Origin of the sequence: Roseinatronobacter sp. NSM (genome assembly GCF_052379845.1) — a bacterium.
Lineage (GTDB): Bacteria > Pseudomonadota > Alphaproteobacteria > Rhodobacterales > Rhodobacteraceae > Roseinatronobacter.
Genome location: NZ_JBQTCF010000011.1, coordinates 74,617 through 90,508, shown reverse-complemented (window position 1 = coordinate 90,508; position 15,892 = coordinate 74,617). Strand labels below are relative to the sequence as shown.

The window sequence follows — 15,892 nt, the reverse complement described above, 5'->3', positions numbered from 1 at the left end:
GGCGTTGACGCTGCCCTGCACACTCCTCCATGCGCGGGGATGCCAGAAAATAAACAGGGCCGGCATTGCTGCCGACCCTGTTCTACATGTAAAATGTAAAAGTTCGGCTTACTCTGCTGCGTCCACCATCGGGGCGATGGACACGAAGCTGCGACCCTTCAGACCTTTGGTAAAGGTTACGCGGCCTTCGGTCAGTGCAAACAGGGTGTGGTCGCGGCCCATGCCGACGCCTTCGCCGGCCCAATGTTTGGTGCCGCGCTGACGCACGATAATGTTACCGGGAATCGCGTGCTGCCCACCATAGAGCTTAACGCCAAGGCGGCGACCTGCTGAGTCGCGACCGTTGCGGGAGGAACCGCCTGCTTTCTTGTGTGCCATGAGGTGTTACTCCTTCTCGGCTGCGAATTGTTTGGCTTGGTCAATCCAGCCATCACGTTCGATCCGGCCCTTGAATGACAGTTGATCATCCATATAGGCAATCTCGGCGGCATTCCAAGCGGCAATCTGGTCAAAATGGAACACGCCATTTTCATTCAACAGCGTTTCCAGCTTCGGGCCGACGCCAGAAATCTTTTTCAGGTCATCTGCCTTGCCGTCGCGCGCTTCGCTCAGCAGGTTGGCAGGCTTGCTGCCTTCCACTGCCGCGGCGCCTGCCTTGGCTGCTTTAGCTGGTTTTGCCGGTGCCGCTGCTTCAATGGCGAAACCTGACACTGACCCTGTGCCGATAGCTGCCATCACGCCGGTCGACTCAGCGCCCGATGCCAGAATGTCGGTCACGCGCACCAGTGTCAGCTTCTGGCGGTGGCCTTTTGTGCGCTGCGAGCTGTGCTTGCGGCGGCGTTTGACATAATGGATGACCTTGTCGGCCTTGATCTGGTCAATAACCTCGGCTTGCACGGCAGCGCCGTCTACAACAGGCGCACCGATTACAGGCGTATCGCCGCCGAGCATCAGAATTTCGTTGAACTGGACTTTGTCGCCAGCTTGTGCAGCAATACGTTCCACGCGCAGCACATCGCCTGCCTGCACACGGTATTGCTTACCACCAGTTTTGAGGACCGCAAACATTCGGTCTGTTCCTTCATCATTCTCCGCGCCCTGTGGCCCCCGCGTCTGCTGCGGGCGTTAAGCTGCCTCGGGCGGCGTGTCCGCGTTGCGGACAATACCATAACGCCGCGCGGGCCGAATGCCCGAACGGAAGCTGTCCTATGGGGCAAAGGTGGCGCTGTGTCAAGCGGGTGGGGCGCGGAATGCGCGGTCAATATCCGTGCACCGCGCGTGGCAGTTCAGACCCGTCAACAGGCTTGATTACAGGCGCAATTGTGCCAATACTGTTGCCACTAACATGATAAAGCGCAAGGACTATGTTGTGAAGCCTGTTATTCTTCTTATGCTTGCGCTGGTAGTTGCCAGCGCCGCAGCCGCGCAGGGCCAAACGCTGATCGCATCCTATCACGCGTATATAGGCAAGGAAGATTTGGTCAATTCCAACGGCCAGCGCTTGACGCAGCCATGGCAAATCTTGCGGCAGGACCGCGCGAATTACCACCGTTTCGGCATTGCCCATCCCGGTGACGACTGGGACGGTTTTTTCGGCACTGCGCAGAATCGGGCGATCATGGAACGCATGATGCAAAATGGCCGCATAGACCCCGTCGCCGCCCGCGCGGTCACCCAAGGGGGCGCCAAGGTCCGGGTGGATATTTACGGCCGCAACGGGCAAGGCGAAGCGCTGCAGATCTATGTAGACCGCTAAGCACCCGTCAAATTGCGCGGGCGCGGTTGCCAGGGTAGCAAGCCCCCTTGCAACTGCCCCCCCCAGCGCCTAGATTAGGCGTGTTCCGCAAGGAACTATGGACATAAACGCGCTCGTAATAAGCGGATCGGACCCGGGGGCGGTACCCGGCGGCTCCACCATTTATCCTTCATTTGGGGACAATGGGGCCGAAACAGGATCGACGAACGTCTAAAGGGGTTAGCTTTGTCTCGGTGAGCCACCACCGTTATCGGTGCAAATCGTACAGTTGCAAATGACAACCGTGCTCCGGTAGCAGTTGCTGCGTAAGCAGTAACCAAACCGAAACTTAAGCCCTTGCGCTTAGCCGCGTAAGGCGGGGTTCGCAGGCACCTGGCAACAGAAGCCTGCACTTTCAAACAGTTGGCACCATATTCGCGCAGGACCGACAGTTTTTTCCCGGTCCGGCAAAAAGTGGCAAAAAGCGCGCGCCCCCTCTTTCATTCGGGGATGATTTGCTTATGCTGCACATGCAGGGCGGATGCGACATGTCACATGTGACAATGCACAAGGCGAAGGTTGAACCAGAGATGACACGCGGCATAGACTACGGCAATCTGATGCACGAAGCCATGCGCGGCCTGATCCGCAGCGTGATGGAAGGGGTTGCCCGCGACGGCCTGCCGGGCGCGCATCATTTTTTCATAACTGTCGATACTGGCCATCCCGATATGCAGATGGCCGACTGGCTGCGCGACCGCTACCCAGAGGAAATTACGCTGGTGGTGCAAAACTGGTTCGAGAATCTTGATGTGGATGAAGACGGTTTTGCCATTACGCTGAATTTCGGGAATTCGCCCGAACCGCTGTATATCCCGTTTGATTCGATCTCCACTTTCGTTGACCCTTCCGTTGAATTCGGGCTGCGCTTCGAATTGCAAAGCGACGACGATGATGACGACGAAGATGATGACAGCTTTGATGAAGCCCCGATGATGGAAGACGCCCCGTCAGAGGAAAAAAGCGGCGAAGTCGTCAGTCTGGACAAATTCCGCAAATAACCGGCGCCGTAGCAGAGCAGGGGGGCGGGCCGCATGGTTGGCGCGGTTTCGTGCTTGCGGGTGAACTGGTGCTGGCAGGATTGACCTTTCGGGCGGGAATGGCCTGAAGCGGACGCTCGCCCTTGGACAAAGCCCGCGCTATCGGCGGGCCGGGGTCTGCCGATCCGACGTTTTAGGAATGCAGTTTATGCAGGCGGCATACTCCTGAGTTCAAAGGCTTGGCGTGGAACTGGCGAAATCGGCAGGCCGCGGGACGGCCCGCCGATGGCGCGGCGGCCTGCGGCCTTTGCTCCGCGCCTTGGGGCATTCCCAGTGTCCGCAAAAGGCCACTTTCGCGTTTCCGGGTCTGGATCAGTAATTGCTGAACTGTATATCCGTGTTGCACTGCCCGGAGGCAGACCGCCCCACCCAGACATGGATTGTGCCGCTAGGAATATGGCCCATGTTCAGCCGCGCATTGTTATTGAGCAATCCCAACAAGCTGATGCTGTCGCTGAAATGCCACTGGCCAACAGAGTCGCGTGCCAGCAAGGCGGAATTGCAGCTATAGCCGGAATTGCCATCGTTGGTTTCAATGCGCAGGCGGCTGCCATCCCAGTTTGTGCCTTGCTTGTCGTAATTGATGACAAAGCTGGGGTTCGCGTCGAAATAGCCGCTATAGGGGCTGAACCAGCCGCCAAAGCCCGAACAACTGGTCAGCCGTTGGCCGCCGCCTGCGCGGGCGCGGTGGCGCAATTCGGGCGACCACAGGTTATCTACACTAAGATTGTGGGTTTTGGCCGACAGGCGCGTGTCGGGGCAGCCGGAATAGCGGGGGAATTTATTTGTGGTGTTCAGGGCGAAACTTGCCGGGGGGATGAAACGGCTGCCATGGGCGCCACGTTCCGCCGTCAGCTTGAAATTCAGCAGGCCGAAGGATTCATTGTCAATGGCTTCATCCAGATTGGCACTGAACCCCATGGTGAAACTGGTTGCGGGGTTTTCCACATCGACAACGACACGCCATATCTGGTCGGTCCAGCCGCTGCCCCATTGGTTTTGGGTGCTTTCCAGCAGGGTCATTGTGGTGGTGAAGCGCCCCTCTGGGCGGTCTGCCACTGTGCGGCGCGTGGCGGCCATATTGCCCCATGGGCCAGCTTGAAAGGCCTCGGTGGCGATGGACTGGCCATTGACGGTCAGGGCGAACATTTCGCCTTCGGGCAGCCCCCAAGTGGCATCATACCCGTCCCAACTGTCGATGATGAACAGGTTGAATTCGAACCGCGCGGATTGGGATGTTTCACCAAGGTTCACCCCATAGGTCAGTGGCGCGGTCCATGTTTCACCGCCAAACGGGCCAAGGAAATTGCCCAATGTGGGGTTTGTGGTTTGTGTTAGCGTGGTGCTGGACCAGCCTGCGGGCACGCCACTGGTAAACGCGGTGTCAATGATTGTGACACTGGTTTCAGGCTCTGGCGGGGTTTCTTCTTCCTCCTCCTCGATGGGGGCTTCGGGTTCGCCCACTTCGGGCAAGGTTTCGGGCAAGCCTTCGGGGAAGGTTGTGGTATTGCCTTCGTAATTGATGAAGGGCGAAAAGCGCGGGCGCGTCACGGCAATGGGGGTCAGGCGTGTGGCGGGCAGGATTTGGGTAAAGAGTGGCTGCCACATGCTGAAACTTTCGACCAGCAGCAGCGCCTCTCCCGGCAGGATGGGTGGGATGCGGTCGCCCAGATCCGCGACTGGCGCCTGCAGGTCAACCGAGTCAAAGCGACCGTGATTGCCAGACAAAGACGGGTTGATATCGTCATAAACAGGCGTGCCTGAATCAACAGTGCCAAGGCGCGCGTTGATCCGCTGCTGCGCAACGCTTAGGCCTATGCCGCCGCCATTGGCCTGCGTCCGCGCCAGATTGCTGACAGCCACGTTCAGGCCACGGCTGGCGGCAAAATCCTCGGCCCTGTCATCATCGGCGGTTATGGCGGCAAAATCATCCAGCGACAGAAAGCCGCGCGTGCCATAGGACCACATGACCTGCGGTTCATCCGCAATCTGGTCCCACATCACCGATGACATGCGCAGCCGCGTTTCCTGATCGCCTGAAATCAGGAAATCATACACTTCGTTCAGGCCGTCCATATAGGCGGTGGTCACAGCGGCCGTGTTGCGCGACAACAGATCGGCCACTGTCAGCGCGGCCACCTGCGCATCGCGCCGCGCGCGAAAGGCGTCGAAAAACACCAGACTGGCGACATAGGCAAATATCAGCAGCGGCAGCACCAGCACCATTTCCACACTGACAGACCCGCGACTCTCGGCGCGGAATTGCGTGATGGGGCGCATCATTCGGGCAAGCACAGATTGGCAGATCATGGCGTGTTACCTAGGTTCGTTGACAAATACACTGCGGCTGGTCAGCACAAGTTTTCCGTCAGGGTTGATATCCAGACCGGAAAACAGACCGGTCACGCGCAAAAATGGTTCGGCGATCACACAGATGCGCAGCAGCATCAGTTCCTGTTCTGCGCCGCCAGCGCCAGGGTCGAACGTCACAGCAGCGGTGATTTGCTGCTGGTCGTCGATGCAGGGAAACGGGCCATCAAGGCCGGTGAAATCCGATGTGTTCACCGGCATCATTTCCACCGTAATGTTGTTGTTGCAATCGGGCAGCAAGACGGCGTTGGAACAGATCAGGTCAGACATGCGCTCTGACCCGTTGGTGCCGATCTTGCCAAGGCGCACATCGCGCACAGTCACGTCCACGGCGCGGTCCAGCATGACCTGACGCAACATGGTGATCCCCAGATCAATGGCACCCAGCATCATGGCCAGCACCAGCGGGAACAGAATGACAAATTCGACTGTTGCCGCGCCGTCGTCATTGCGCCGGAAGCGCGAAAGCGCGTGCGATATACCCCAAAGACCTGTCATTGTGTCAACCGCAGCGAGAAGGTTTGCACATGTGTGGCGATGGACTGGAAGGCCGCAATCAGTTCCTCGCCGGAGCTGTTGAAATAATGGTTGGGCGAGGAGGCACAGGCTTCCATCAATCTTGCCCCGCCTTCGGGCGCTTCAAATGCGACGCCGTAAATTTGCACATTCTGCGCCTTCAGCGCGGTGCAGACCGACACAGTGTCCGCGTCCTGGGTTTCCACGTCAGGCTTGCGTGTGCTGGGATCGTTTTCCCAAAAGCAGCAGTTTTCGCCGTCGGTCATCAGGATCATGGCGCGCACTGTGGCGGGGCGGTCCCAGTCATGGGGGCGGTTGGCGAAAATGCTGTCCACCTCGCCACTGTCGACCAGGTGGTTGATGACCGGGCGCAGGGTGGGGTCAAAGAACATTGCGCCCGCGCGCACCCCCAGATCAATAGAGGTGCCCCAGTTCGGGCCAAGCGCGTTGATGATGTTGGTGGCGGTTGTCACGTCGCGCACATACGGGCGGATCGGCATTTCGTTGATCAGATAGCTGGTGTTCGAGCTTAGCACGCAATTGCGCCGGATCATGGGCGCGTTGATGGTGTCGGTCACACTGTCCCATGACTGAAAATCAATGCAGAAGGCGTTGTGCATCGACCCTGACAGCGGATCGGCCAGATTGTTGAAATACCCCAGCGTGCCCGCAGGCATGATGACTTCGGTGCTGTAGGGCACAAAGGTGATGGCGACATTGCCGTTCTGGCTGTCGCCCAGCATTTCCTCGACGAAGTCGATTGCCGCCGAGCGCAAATTGTCCATGCGCCCCACGTCCATCATGGACCCTGACACGTCCAGCACCATGACAATTTCAATGTCAACTTCCGCCAGCCCTTCGCTTGCGGTGGCGGGGGTGGCCATGTTCAGCCGGTTTACCCCACTCCAGCGCAGGAAGAAGGTGTCCATATTGCCTTCGGGGGCGACACTGACCGTGCGCCCGGTCGCCGCGGAGTCCTGCACTGTGATACGCCCGCGCACATGATCCCCCAGCCCTTCGGCGTCGAAATAGGCCTGAACCACATCGGCGGGATCGGGGTTGGCGGGGTTTTCGCGCAGCATGGCAGCGGCCAGAACAGCCCTGTCTGCGGTGCCCTGCATATGGACGCGGTGCGCCTCATAGCGCATCATGTCCACGGCAACGCCGCCCACCAACAACATGATGACGAAGGCGAACAGACCAAATATCAGGATTGCCCCATCTTCGGCACGCTGGAAAATGGCTATGCGCCGCAACAGGGGCACCAGGCCGGATTGGGCGTGGAGTAGCTTCAGCATGACTTTGCACCTTTTAACACCGCAGCAGCGCAAAATCGCTGCCTGCGCGCCCAGTGATGACAGCTTTTCGGGGCTGCCAGCCGGGGTTACGCATACCAACCTTAATTATTCATAAAATTAGCGGGGTATTGTGGCGGCATTTGGGCGGCTTTGCGCCCAAATCGGTGCATCATGGCCCATCACGCGCCAATCGGCGTTACAGCTGCGCGGCCAGTCGCGCGGCCTGTGTGGTGCAGGGCGTCAGGGTGGCGCGGTCCTCGCCGGGGAAGAAACGCGCGCGGGTGGCGGTGGGCATGGGGGGGGCTGCGTCAATCAGCACGCGCGGGCCGGTTTTCGTGCTTTCGGCCTGCCATGCGCGTGCCAGCGCCATTTGCGCGGATTTGGACGCACCATAAGCCCCCATGAACCGCCCCGAGGCGGCAGGGTCATCCACAAACAGCGCGGTGCCACGGTCCGCACTGGCCGCAAGCAAGGGCGCGACCATGGGAATCAGGAATCCGGTTGCGCGCATGTTCACCGCCACGCATTTTTCCCAATCCTTCAGCGGAATATGGTCGGCGGGCGTCATGGGCGGGGCATAGATGGCCATATGCGCCCACAGGTCCAGCGCGCCCCAACGGTCATGTATATCGCGGCACAAATGGCGCATGGCATCGTCATTGGTGATGTCCAGCGCGGCCAGTGTTGCACTGCCGCCAAGGGCCTGAATACGGTCATCCAGTTCCTCCAGCGCGCCCAGGGTGCGCCCGACGGCCACAATATGCCAGCCCGTGCCCGCAAGGGTTTCGGCCAATGCAGCCCCAAGGCCGCGCGATGCGCCCGTGATCAGGGCAAGCTTTTTTTCAGGGTGCTGTGTCATGGCCATTCCTTGCCACTGGATTGACGCCAAGACAAGGGCCAGCATGCCGCACGGGCACACCGTGGCAGGGAAAATCCAGCGCGCCCGCAAACGGCCCCCCCCTGAGTCCGCCATGCAACAACGCCCCGCCCGTATCTGGTGGCAGGCATTTCGCGCTACCCAATCAGTCGGGGTTTGCCTATAGTTCTTGCGTCAGATACCCGAACAAACCCGAGGGAGAGGTCATGCGCTGTCCGTTCTGTGGCAATACCGACACGCAAGTGAAGGATTCACGCCCCGCCGAGGATCACGGTGCCATCCGGCGACGGCGCTTCTGTCCGGCCTGCGGGGGGCGGTTCACCACCTATGAACGTGTGCAATTGCGCGATCTGGTCGTGGTCAAGACCAATGGCCGGCGCGAAGCGTTTGACCGCGAAAAGCTGGAACGCTCCATCCGGATTGCCATGCAAAAACGCCCCATTGAACATGACCGTATCGACCAGATGATTTCCGGCATGGTGCGGCGTCTGGAATCGCTGGGCGATACCGACATTCCGTCCAAGATGATCGGCGAGATTGTCATGGAAACGCTGGCGCGCATTGATACCGTGGCCTATGTGCGGTTTGCCAGTGTCTACAAGAACTTTCAGGAAGCCGATGATTTCGACAAATTCGTGTCCGAACTGCGCCCCGAACCCAAAGAGGCCGACTAGACCTTGACGCACCCGATTGACCCCGCCTTCATGCGGCTGGCCATTGCGCTGGGGCGGCGCGGCCTTGGGCGGGTGTGGCCCAACCCTGCGGTGGGCTGCGTCATTGTGAAGGACGGGCGCATCCTGGCGCGCGGCTGGACGCAACCGGGCGGGCGCCCCCATGCCGAAGCGATGGCGCTTGCCGCCTGTGATGCGCGCGGGGCCACGGCCTATGTCAGTCTGGAACCCTGCGCCCATCATGGCAAGACGCCACCGTGTTCAGACGCGCTGATCCGCGCGGGCGTGGCGCGTGTGGTCACGGCGCTGACCGACCCTGACCCGCGCGTGGCGGGGCGCGGGCATGCGATGTTGCGCGCCGCCGGGGTCGAGGTTGTCGAAGGTGTCGAAGCGGCCGCCGCCCATGCGGCCAATGCGGGTTTCTTGCTGCGCCTGACGCAAAACCGCCCGCTGCTCACCCTGAAACTGGCGCTGACACTGGACGGGCGCATTGCCACGGCCACGGGCGAAAGCCGCTGGATTACCGGACCACAGGCGCGCCGCGCCGTGCATGCCATGCGCGCGTGCCATGATGCGGTGCTGGTGGGCGCAGGCACTGCGCGCGCCGATGACCCTGATTTGCGGGTTCGTGGCTTGGGCACCACGCATCAGCCTGTGCGCATTGTCGCCATCCCCCGGCTGGACCTGAGCTGTGACAGCAGGCTGGGGCGGTCCGCGCGCGACGCGCCGGTGTGGCTGGTCCATGGCCCACAGGCGGCGCGCGCGCGCGCGCAGGAATGGCAGGATGCGGGCGCCATGACGCTGGCCTGTCCCATGGGGGTGGGGGGGCTGGACCCGGTGGCCATGATGCAAACGCTTGCGGGGCGGGGGCTGACGCGGGTGTTTTGCGAAGGCGGCGGCGCATTGGCGGCCAGTTTGCTGCGTGCGGGGCTGGTGGACCAGATGGTGGTGTTCAGTGCAGGCAAGCTGATCGGCGCGGACGGGCGCGCGGGGCTGGGCGATCTGGGGCTTGCGCAGCTTGCCTGCGCGCCCCAGTTCCGGCTGGTGCGGGTGCAGCCGGTGGGCGGCGATGTCATGCAACTGTGGTCGCGCGCGGGTTGATGTGGCGTAATGTTTGAGTATTTGGGGCAAGATGAAATCTGGAATTCATTTTGCTTGTGTCGCGCGCGCGTGCAGGCCATCTGAGGGGGCATGAGTCCCTTTCGCAGTCATATGCAACTGGCGCTGGACGAAGCGCGCGCCGCCGCCTTGCGTGGCGAAGTGCCTGTGGGCGCGGTGATTGCCCATCCGGGTGGGCGTGTGATTGCGGCGGCGGGCAATCGCACAAGAGAGTTGCATGATCCGACCGCACATGCCGAGATGCTGGCCATTCGCGCGGCCTGTGCGGCGCTGGGCCAGGAACGGCTGTCAGGGTATGATTTATACGTCACGCTGGAACCCTGCCCGATGTGCGCGATGGCGCTGTCGCATGCACGCATTGCGCGGCTGTATTATGGCGCGTCCGACCCGAAATCCGGCGGGGTTGCGCAGGGGCCACGGGTGTTTTCACATGCGCAATGCCATCATGTGCCCGAAATATATGACGGCCTGCGCGCACAAGAGTCAGAGCATATGCTGAAGTCGTTTTTTGACAAGTTGCGGTAAGAACAGAATGTGGCAAGAACAGGTCATAGCCTATTGCGAACGCACCGACTTTTCCTATTGGTCGGAGCCTGTCAATGCCGTGACAAATGTTGCGTTTGTGATAGCTGCGCTGATTGTCTGGCCGCAAACCCGCGGCCTGGTTGCCGCGCGGCTGCTGGCGCTTGTCCTGATGGCGATCGGCATAGGGTCGTATTTATGGCACACCCACGCCACGGGCTGGGCAGGGCTGTTGGACGTGCTGCCGATTGTGGTGTTCATTCTGGTCTATCTGTTTGTGGCCACACGCGATTTCCTGCGCGCGCCAGTATGGCTGGCGGCATTGGTGACTGTGGGGTTTGTGCCCTATGCAGCGGGGTTCGGGGCGCTGGCCGATGTGCTGGTGCCCGGCGCGGGGGCGAATGCGCTTTATTTCAGTGTGGCGGTGCTGATTGCGGGATATGGGCTGTGGCTGCGCGACACGCCCACCGGCAAGGGGCTTTTGGCGGGGGCTGGCATGCTGTGCGTGTCGCTGGGGTTTCGCATCGCCGATGCAGCGCTGTGCGCGCAATTCGCGCTGGGCACGCATTTTATGTGGCATATCCTGAATGCAATTATGCTGGGCTGGATGATTCGCGTTTACATCCGCCATATGCGCGCCGGCCGGGCCGCGCCGTAACGCAGCCCCTGAATGTCGCGCTAAATCGGGAACCAGTTTTGCGCAAAAAGCATACGACATCATAAGGTTAGAGTGGATCGCGTGAATGCGAATGAACGCGATGCGCCCTAGCTGTCAGTGGCGCGGGGGGTGGCGCTGGCAATGTATTCGCGGTGCAGAACGCGGGCATATTCGCCATTTATAATAGTGGGATGGCGGCGAATTGCGCCGGCAATTTCGGTGACAGTGCGCCGGTTGGCCGGTTCGCGCCCCTGTGTGACGATCAGCGGCTGCGATTGCCCGCGCGACACAGTGGCGATGATGCTGCCCCGCGGCACACCCTGTTGCATCAGGAAATGGCGCACGGCATCGGCACGGCGCTGGCCCAGGCGCTGGTTGTAGGACGCACTGCCCACAGCATCGGTATGGCCGAAAATACGGAACCGAAGTTCGGGAAACTGCTTCATCCAATGGGCCTGAAGGCGCAGGATGTGGCGGGCCTCTGCATCCAGGGTGGCACTGTCAAAGGCGAAATTCACCATTGCGGGCACCTCTGCCTCGAAGCGGCGGCTCATGATTTCCGCAAGGTTTATGCGCCCCGTCTGAACCAGCGTGTTGTGCATTGTCGGGTTGCCAAAGCCCCCTTCATCCAGCGCAAGCCCCGCTTCATTGGCATTCGGGCCTGCACAGGCGGCCAAGGTGGTTCCCGCAACGCCAAGCATGAAAAAACGTCTGTTCATGATAAATATCCGATCATTATGGCCCGGCTGACCGTGCAGGTCACTTCAATGCGCGCGCTTTGCGCTACTTTACGTGATGTTGCCCGCGTCGCAATCTGTTTCCGAACCGGGCGGACATGCCTTAATCCAGCACATAGCCATAGGGGCCGCCAAAATCCTGCCGCGCGACTTCGCCTTCGGCGCCGCTGTTGCGGGATGACAACCGCCCGTTCAGGAACAGGTCGCGTTCTGACGGCGGGCGCACGCGGTCGGTGGGCAGCATCAGGGCCTCGCCACGGGTGGGGGTCACCAGATGTGCGGTTATAATGATGACAAGTTCGGTCTGGCGGCGTTCATAATCTGAGCTGCGAAACAACGCGCCAAGGATCGGAATGTCTGACAACCATGGCACGGATGTGGAACTGGCGCGGAAATCATCCTCCAGCAAACCCGCGATGGCGAAGCTTTCTCCATCGCGCAATTCAACGGTGGTTTGCGTGGCCCGCGTGCGAAAGGACCGCGCCGGAATGCCGCCGGCAGCCGTGCCGGTGGACAAGGCCGTATCAATAGAGCTGACCTCGGCGCTGAGGGTCAGGTTGATCTGGTTGTCTTCCAGCACGCGGGGCGTGAAGTCCAGTTTCACACCGAAAGGGCGATACTGGACCGAAACATTCCCGTCCGATGTGGCCACGGGCACCGGCACTTCGCCGCCCGCAAGAAAGGACGCTTCCTGCCCCGAAAGCGCGGTCAGGTTGGGTTCGGCCAATGTGCGCGCCAGCCCCTGGGATTCCAGCGCTTCCAGCAGGACCTGCGCTGTCAGGCTGCCGCCGCCCACGCGAAAGCCCAAAGCGCCGCGGCGGCTGGACCCTGCCGCACCGGGCAGGTCCACAGCATTTCCCGCAGCCCCGTCCAGCACCCCGGAGCCAAGACGCACATTCGGGGTTGCGGCACCAGACCCGATTTCGAAACTTGCACCAAGCTGCTTGCCCACTGCGCGGTTCATTTCGGCAAAGCGCACTTTCAGCATGACCTGCTGTGTTCCCCCCAGACTCATCAGGTTGGACACGCGGTCAGGGGCGTAGCGCTGCGCCAGTTCCATGGCCGCATCCAGACGCGCCGCGGTTGAGACAATACCTGACAGCACAAGCCCGTCATTGGCAGTGCGCACTTCGATAGGTTCATTTGGCAGGATCTGGCGCAATCTTTCGCGGAATTCGGCAATATCGGGGGTGACCTGCACATCGACATTTGAAAACAGGCTGCCATCCGCGCCCAGAATTGTCAGCGTGGTGCGCCCCGGTGCCTTGCCCAGCACATAGATAGAGCGGTCCGACAGTGTGGAAATATCGGCAATGCCGGGATTGGCAATCGACAATTCCGCAAAGGGCGTGTCGGTTTCCACGACAACGGCCCTGTTCATCGGAATACTCAGCGTGGAGGAAGACGCGCCATTGAGCACGCGCAAGGTTTCCGATTGCACGCCCGACGGAACCATAAGCGCAACTGCGCTTCCTGCAAGCAGCGCCGCCGCCAATGTCTTGAAATTCATCTGAACTGCCTCGAACAACTGCCTGTTTCATGATGGGGTTTTCCCCGATTTTGACAAAGCATGGCGCAAATCGGTTTTTTTTGCAAGTTTTCAGTGCTTCGCGGGTGTTCTTGATGTGAATTTTGCAACTTTGTCCTGTGACATGGCCCCATTTGGCCGGGGGGGGCAGTATTCCCTACCCTATATGGTAGGGGGATGCGCGCGCAGGCCGGCGCGCGATATGCAAAAGGGCGCGCGATACGGGATCGCGCGCCCTTGGCTGGTGGAAATGTTGCAAAATTGTCAGTTTGTGCAGGCGGTTTCAATCAGCACAAGCTGGTTCCCACGACGGGTGCGCACATGACAGGTGCGTTCCGCTTCCACGGCCACGCGTTCCTCGCGCACCACGCCCAGCAGGCGGTCTTGCGTCATTTCGATGGAGTCGGAGATGGAATCGTCATTAATGCCCACAAGCGCCAGTGACAAACGCCCCGAACTTTGGGCTTGTGCCAATGCTGCGGCCTGTTCGGGCAGGGCCTCGACCGTGACGTTGCGCGCAAGGGTGGCTTCGGAACGGCGTTCCATATCCGCGCTTTGGTCTACTGCGATGATGCGCATGCGCGGTTCAATCAGGCTGGTCATGTCACCGGATTCGCGGCTGCGCCCTGTCCAGAACACATCAACATGGTCGCCCGGCCGCAAGAAGCCCGCAACACCGCTGGTCTGGTTCACGTCAATCGTGAAGGCGCGCTTGCCCGGTGTCAGGTGCGATGTGATGCCCGCTTCCTTGCCCGGTTCGGTCAGTTTGCTGGTCAATAGCGGTTCGCGGGTGTCCATGGCGCGCAACACAGTGCGGTGGGGAATGCCGTCGGGGAAAATGGCGTCAATATCGGTGAAACTGCCCACCGGAATGGCATCGGCGGGGAAGGGGGCGGTCATCAGGTCGGCGGGGGTCATGCGTTCGCCATAGCGCAGATTGCGCCGCGTCAGATAGACATCGACAGTTTCGGGGCCTGAATTGACCTGCGCGGACCGGGCCGCGACCAGTTCGCGTTCCATCTGGCTGACATATTGCTGCGTTTGATAGACAGCAAAGCCCGCAAGCCCAAGCCCTGCCAGAAGAACTGCTGCGAATAAAAGGCGCATGGCGTGTTTCCTTACATTTACAACGACCCCGGTTGGGGGTGTTTACCGTTACAAAGAACACTTCCACAAAACTGCGGCACCTTGTTGGCCCGACTGTGGCAAGTTTGCGCAGGATGGGGGGGGGCGGCTGCGCGCGCGTTCAATGCGGTCGTATAACTGAATAAGGCGGCAGGGTGCCTGTGCCCCTGCCGCTTTCATCTGTGGCTGGTCACGCGCTAGACAGCGCTGTGCCAGGGGTGAAATCAGGTTTCGGGTTCTTCAGCTGGGACAGGTGCTGCGCCCGGTGTGGTGCCAGTGGCGGTGGTGGAAACAGCGGAGGAGATCGAGTTGGCCAGCGTGTTCACGCCGCCCTGAACCGATGCGATAACAGCAATGCCAAGGCCCACGATGGCGGCGGTCAGAACAACCCAATCGACGGTGACAGCACCAGATTCGTCTGCGGCGAAGGATTTGATGTTTGCGAACAATTTCATTTTTTACTCTCCAGGTTTTACGTTTGCTACTCTGCCGAACCGGTTACTCAGACCATGTTTTGTTCACCGCTTGGCTGAGACTGAATAAGCCAGTGAATCGTGTCCTGATTTGGGCAGAAAAGGTACGATTTTCGCGCAAGGTGAATTTTCTTAGATTTTTCTTAATTTTCTTCCTGCCCGCGCCCAGGCAGGCATTACGCATCACACATCGCCATTTTCAGCTCACCGTGTTCCCCCTGACGCCTGACATCCCGAAGGGGCTGGCAAGGCGGGGTGTTTCAGGGCATATTCAACGAAATATGTAAAAGAGCAGTTAACCCGATGTCGAAAATCGCGCCGCCACGCCGCAAGGCCGCATGGGCCGCACCTTTGGTGATGGCGATGGTGCTGGCCGTGGTGCCACATGGCGGGGGCGCGCAAGACGGTGATTTCACCTTTCGGCGGGTGGTTCCGGGCCAAGGGGCGGGCCCGCGCATTACAGTGCAGATCGACCCCGAAGAACAGGCCAGGTTCATGGCGGCGCGGCCCAGTCCGCAGGCCCTTGCGCGCCCCGCCCCCAACGGCGGAGGCGTGGCACCCCCCTCCAGTCTGGCGTGGTTCTGGGACAGGGTTTCGCCCGCGCTGGACGATGGGTCGGGGCGGTTCCTGTCGGCCATGTCGGCGCTGAACACCCCCCCCGACGGGCGCGACGTGCCGGTGCCACGGTTGCAGTTCCTGCAGGAACTGGCGCAGGCCTATGGACCAGATATTCTGCGCGCGACGGTGGGCACGAACATATCGCCCGCGCTGGTGCTGGCCGTCATCGCGGTGGAATCGGCAGGGCGCGCGGATGCCATAAGCCATGCCGGTGCCCAGGGGCTGATGCAGCTGATTCCCGCCACTGCGGCGCGGTTTTCGGTCACTGATGCGTTTGACACTGGCCAGAATATTCGCGGTGGCGTGGCCTATCTGGACTGGTTGCTGCGCCATTTCGACAATGACATTGTGCTGGCGCTGGCGGGGTATAACGCGGGCGAAGGGGCGGTGCGGCGCAATTCCGGCGTGCCCCCGTTTGCGGAAACCCGCGACTATGTGCCAAAGGTGCTGGCGTCATGGCTGGTTGCGCGCGGTCTGTGCGCAAGCTTGCCGGAACTGCCCAGCGACGGGTGCGTGTTTCGCATCGGTCAGGCGGGGTAAGGCCC

17 protein-coding genes and 1 other RNA gene are annotated in these 15,892 nt (G+C 60.7%); 8 read left to right on the top strand and 10 right to left on the bottom strand.

The features are described from left to right. Positions 1–108 precede the first annotated feature (108 nt). Together rpmA and ACTZWY_RS08220 are read right to left on the bottom strand one after the other, a co-directional pair. Positions 109–378, bottom strand: coding sequence for a 50S ribosomal protein L27 (gene rpmA / locus ACTZWY_RS08225; protein WP_444790207.1), 270 nt, complete (start codon positions 376–378; stop codon positions 109–111). 6 nt (positions 379–384) lie between these two features. Continuing rightward, positions 385–1,068, bottom strand: coding sequence for a 50S ribosomal protein L21 (locus ACTZWY_RS08220; RefSeq protein ID WP_444790206.1), 684 nt, complete (start codon positions 1,066–1,068; stop codon positions 385–387). A 301-nt stretch (positions 1,069–1,369) separates the two neighbouring features. Between ACTZWY_RS08220 and ACTZWY_RS08215 the strand changes: the two genes are divergently transcribed. From ACTZWY_RS08215 to ACTZWY_RS08205, 3 genes are all read left to right on the top strand, one after another. Continuing rightward, positions 1,370–1,756: a hypothetical protein gene (locus ACTZWY_RS08215; protein WP_444790205.1), complete on the top strand. Its 387-nt coding sequence runs from the start codon at positions 1,370–1,372 to the stop codon at positions 1,754–1,756. A 43-nt stretch (positions 1,757–1,799) separates the two neighbouring features. Continuing rightward, positions 1,800–2,149: a transfer-messenger RNA gene (gene ssrA / locus ACTZWY_RS08210) on the top strand. Between the two features lie 176 nt (positions 2,150–2,325). Further along, positions 2,326–2,796 carry an SspB family protein gene (locus ACTZWY_RS08205; protein WP_444790226.1) on the top strand — a complete coding sequence of 157 codons (471 nt, stop codon included), beginning with the start codon at positions 2,326–2,328 and terminating at the stop codon, positions 2,794–2,796. A gap of 351 nt (positions 2,797–3,147) precedes the next feature. Here the strand turns inward: ACTZWY_RS08205 and ACTZWY_RS08200 are convergent, their stop codons facing one another. The 4 genes from ACTZWY_RS08200 to ACTZWY_RS08185 all read right to left on the bottom strand — a co-directional run bounded on the left by ACTZWY_RS08200 (position 3,148) and on the right by ACTZWY_RS08185 (position 7,878). Beyond that, on the bottom strand, positions 3,148–5,145 hold the full coding sequence (locus tag ACTZWY_RS08200; protein WP_444790204.1) for a TadE/TadG family type IV pilus assembly protein: 1,998 nt from the start codon (positions 5,143–5,145) through the stop codon (positions 3,148–3,150). Between the two features lie 6 nt (positions 5,146–5,151). Next, positions 5,152–5,703: a TadE/TadG family type IV pilus assembly protein gene (locus tag ACTZWY_RS08195; protein ID WP_444790203.1), complete on the bottom strand. Its 552-nt coding sequence runs from the start codon at positions 5,701–5,703 to the stop codon at positions 5,152–5,154. Continuing rightward, the gene (locus tag ACTZWY_RS08190) at positions 5,700–7,019 is read right to left on the bottom strand and encodes a pilus assembly protein TadG-related protein (RefSeq protein ID WP_444790202.1); all 1,320 of its coding nucleotides are present in this window, start codon (positions 7,017–7,019) and stop codon (positions 5,700–5,702) included. The genes ACTZWY_RS08195 and ACTZWY_RS08190 overlap by 4 nt, the downstream gene beginning before the upstream one ends. 196 nt (positions 7,020–7,215) lie before the next feature. Continuing rightward, complete coding sequence (locus ACTZWY_RS08185; RefSeq protein WP_444790201.1) at positions 7,216–7,878, bottom strand: SDR family NAD(P)-dependent oxidoreductase; 663 nt, start codon at positions 7,876–7,878, stop codon at positions 7,216–7,218. 224 nt (positions 7,879–8,102) lie between these two features. On the opposite strand from ACTZWY_RS08185, the gene nrdR reads away from it, so the two are divergent. The 4 genes from nrdR to ACTZWY_RS08165 all read left to right on the top strand — a co-directional run bounded on the left by nrdR (position 8,103) and on the right by ACTZWY_RS08165 (position 10,866). Next, positions 8,103–8,570, top strand: a complete 468-nt coding sequence (gene nrdR, locus ACTZWY_RS08180; protein ID WP_444790200.1) for a transcriptional regulator NrdR — start codon at positions 8,103–8,105, stop codon at positions 8,568–8,570. Positions 8,571–8,600: 30 nt separating this feature from the next. Next, on the top strand, positions 8,601–9,668 hold the full coding sequence (ribD, locus tag ACTZWY_RS08175; protein ID WP_444790225.1) for a bifunctional diaminohydroxyphosphoribosylaminopyrimidine deaminase/5-amino-6-(5-phosphoribosylamino)uracil reductase RibD: 1,068 nt from the start codon (positions 8,601–8,603) through the stop codon (positions 9,666–9,668). Between the two features lie 90 nt (positions 9,669–9,758). Then, positions 9,759–10,211 (top strand): nucleoside deaminase, encoded by a 453-nt coding sequence (locus ACTZWY_RS08170; RefSeq protein ID WP_444790199.1) that lies wholly within the window; start codon positions 9,759–9,761, stop codon positions 10,209–10,211. Positions 10,212–10,218: 7 nt separating this feature from the next. Next, a complete protein-coding gene (locus tag ACTZWY_RS08165; RefSeq protein ID WP_444790198.1) occupies positions 10,219–10,866 on the top strand; it encodes a hypothetical protein in 648 nt (215 codons plus the stop codon). A 107-nt stretch (positions 10,867–10,973) separates the two neighbouring features. On the opposite strand, the gene ACTZWY_RS08160 is transcribed toward ACTZWY_RS08165, so the two are convergent. The 4 genes from ACTZWY_RS08160 to ACTZWY_RS08145 form a co-directional block, all read right to left on the bottom strand. Beyond that, on the bottom strand, positions 10,974–11,585 hold the full coding sequence (locus ACTZWY_RS08160; protein WP_444790197.1) for an OmpA family protein: 612 nt from the start codon (positions 11,583–11,585) through the stop codon (positions 10,974–10,976). A 121-nt stretch (positions 11,586–11,706) separates the two neighbouring features. Continuing rightward, positions 11,707–13,113, bottom strand: a complete 1,407-nt coding sequence (locus tag ACTZWY_RS08155; RefSeq protein WP_444790196.1) for a type II and III secretion system protein family protein — start codon at positions 13,111–13,113, stop codon at positions 11,707–11,709. Between the two features lie 282 nt (positions 13,114–13,395). Continuing rightward, complete coding sequence (cpaB, locus tag ACTZWY_RS08150) at positions 13,396–14,238, bottom strand: Flp pilus assembly protein CpaB (RefSeq protein WP_444790195.1); 843 nt, start codon at positions 14,236–14,238, stop codon at positions 13,396–13,398. Between the two features lie 242 nt (positions 14,239–14,480). Beyond that, the gene (locus ACTZWY_RS08145; RefSeq protein ID WP_444790194.1) at positions 14,481–14,711 is read right to left on the bottom strand and encodes a Flp family type IVb pilin; all 231 of its coding nucleotides are present in this window, start codon (positions 14,709–14,711) and stop codon (positions 14,481–14,483) included. A 321-nt stretch (positions 14,712–15,032) separates the two neighbouring features. Between ACTZWY_RS08145 and ACTZWY_RS08140 the strand changes: the two genes are divergently transcribed. After that, on the top strand, positions 15,033–15,887 hold the full coding sequence (locus tag ACTZWY_RS08140) for a lytic transglycosylase domain-containing protein (protein WP_444790193.1): 855 nt from the start codon (positions 15,033–15,035) through the stop codon (positions 15,885–15,887). Positions 15,888–15,892 lie beyond the last annotated feature (5 nt).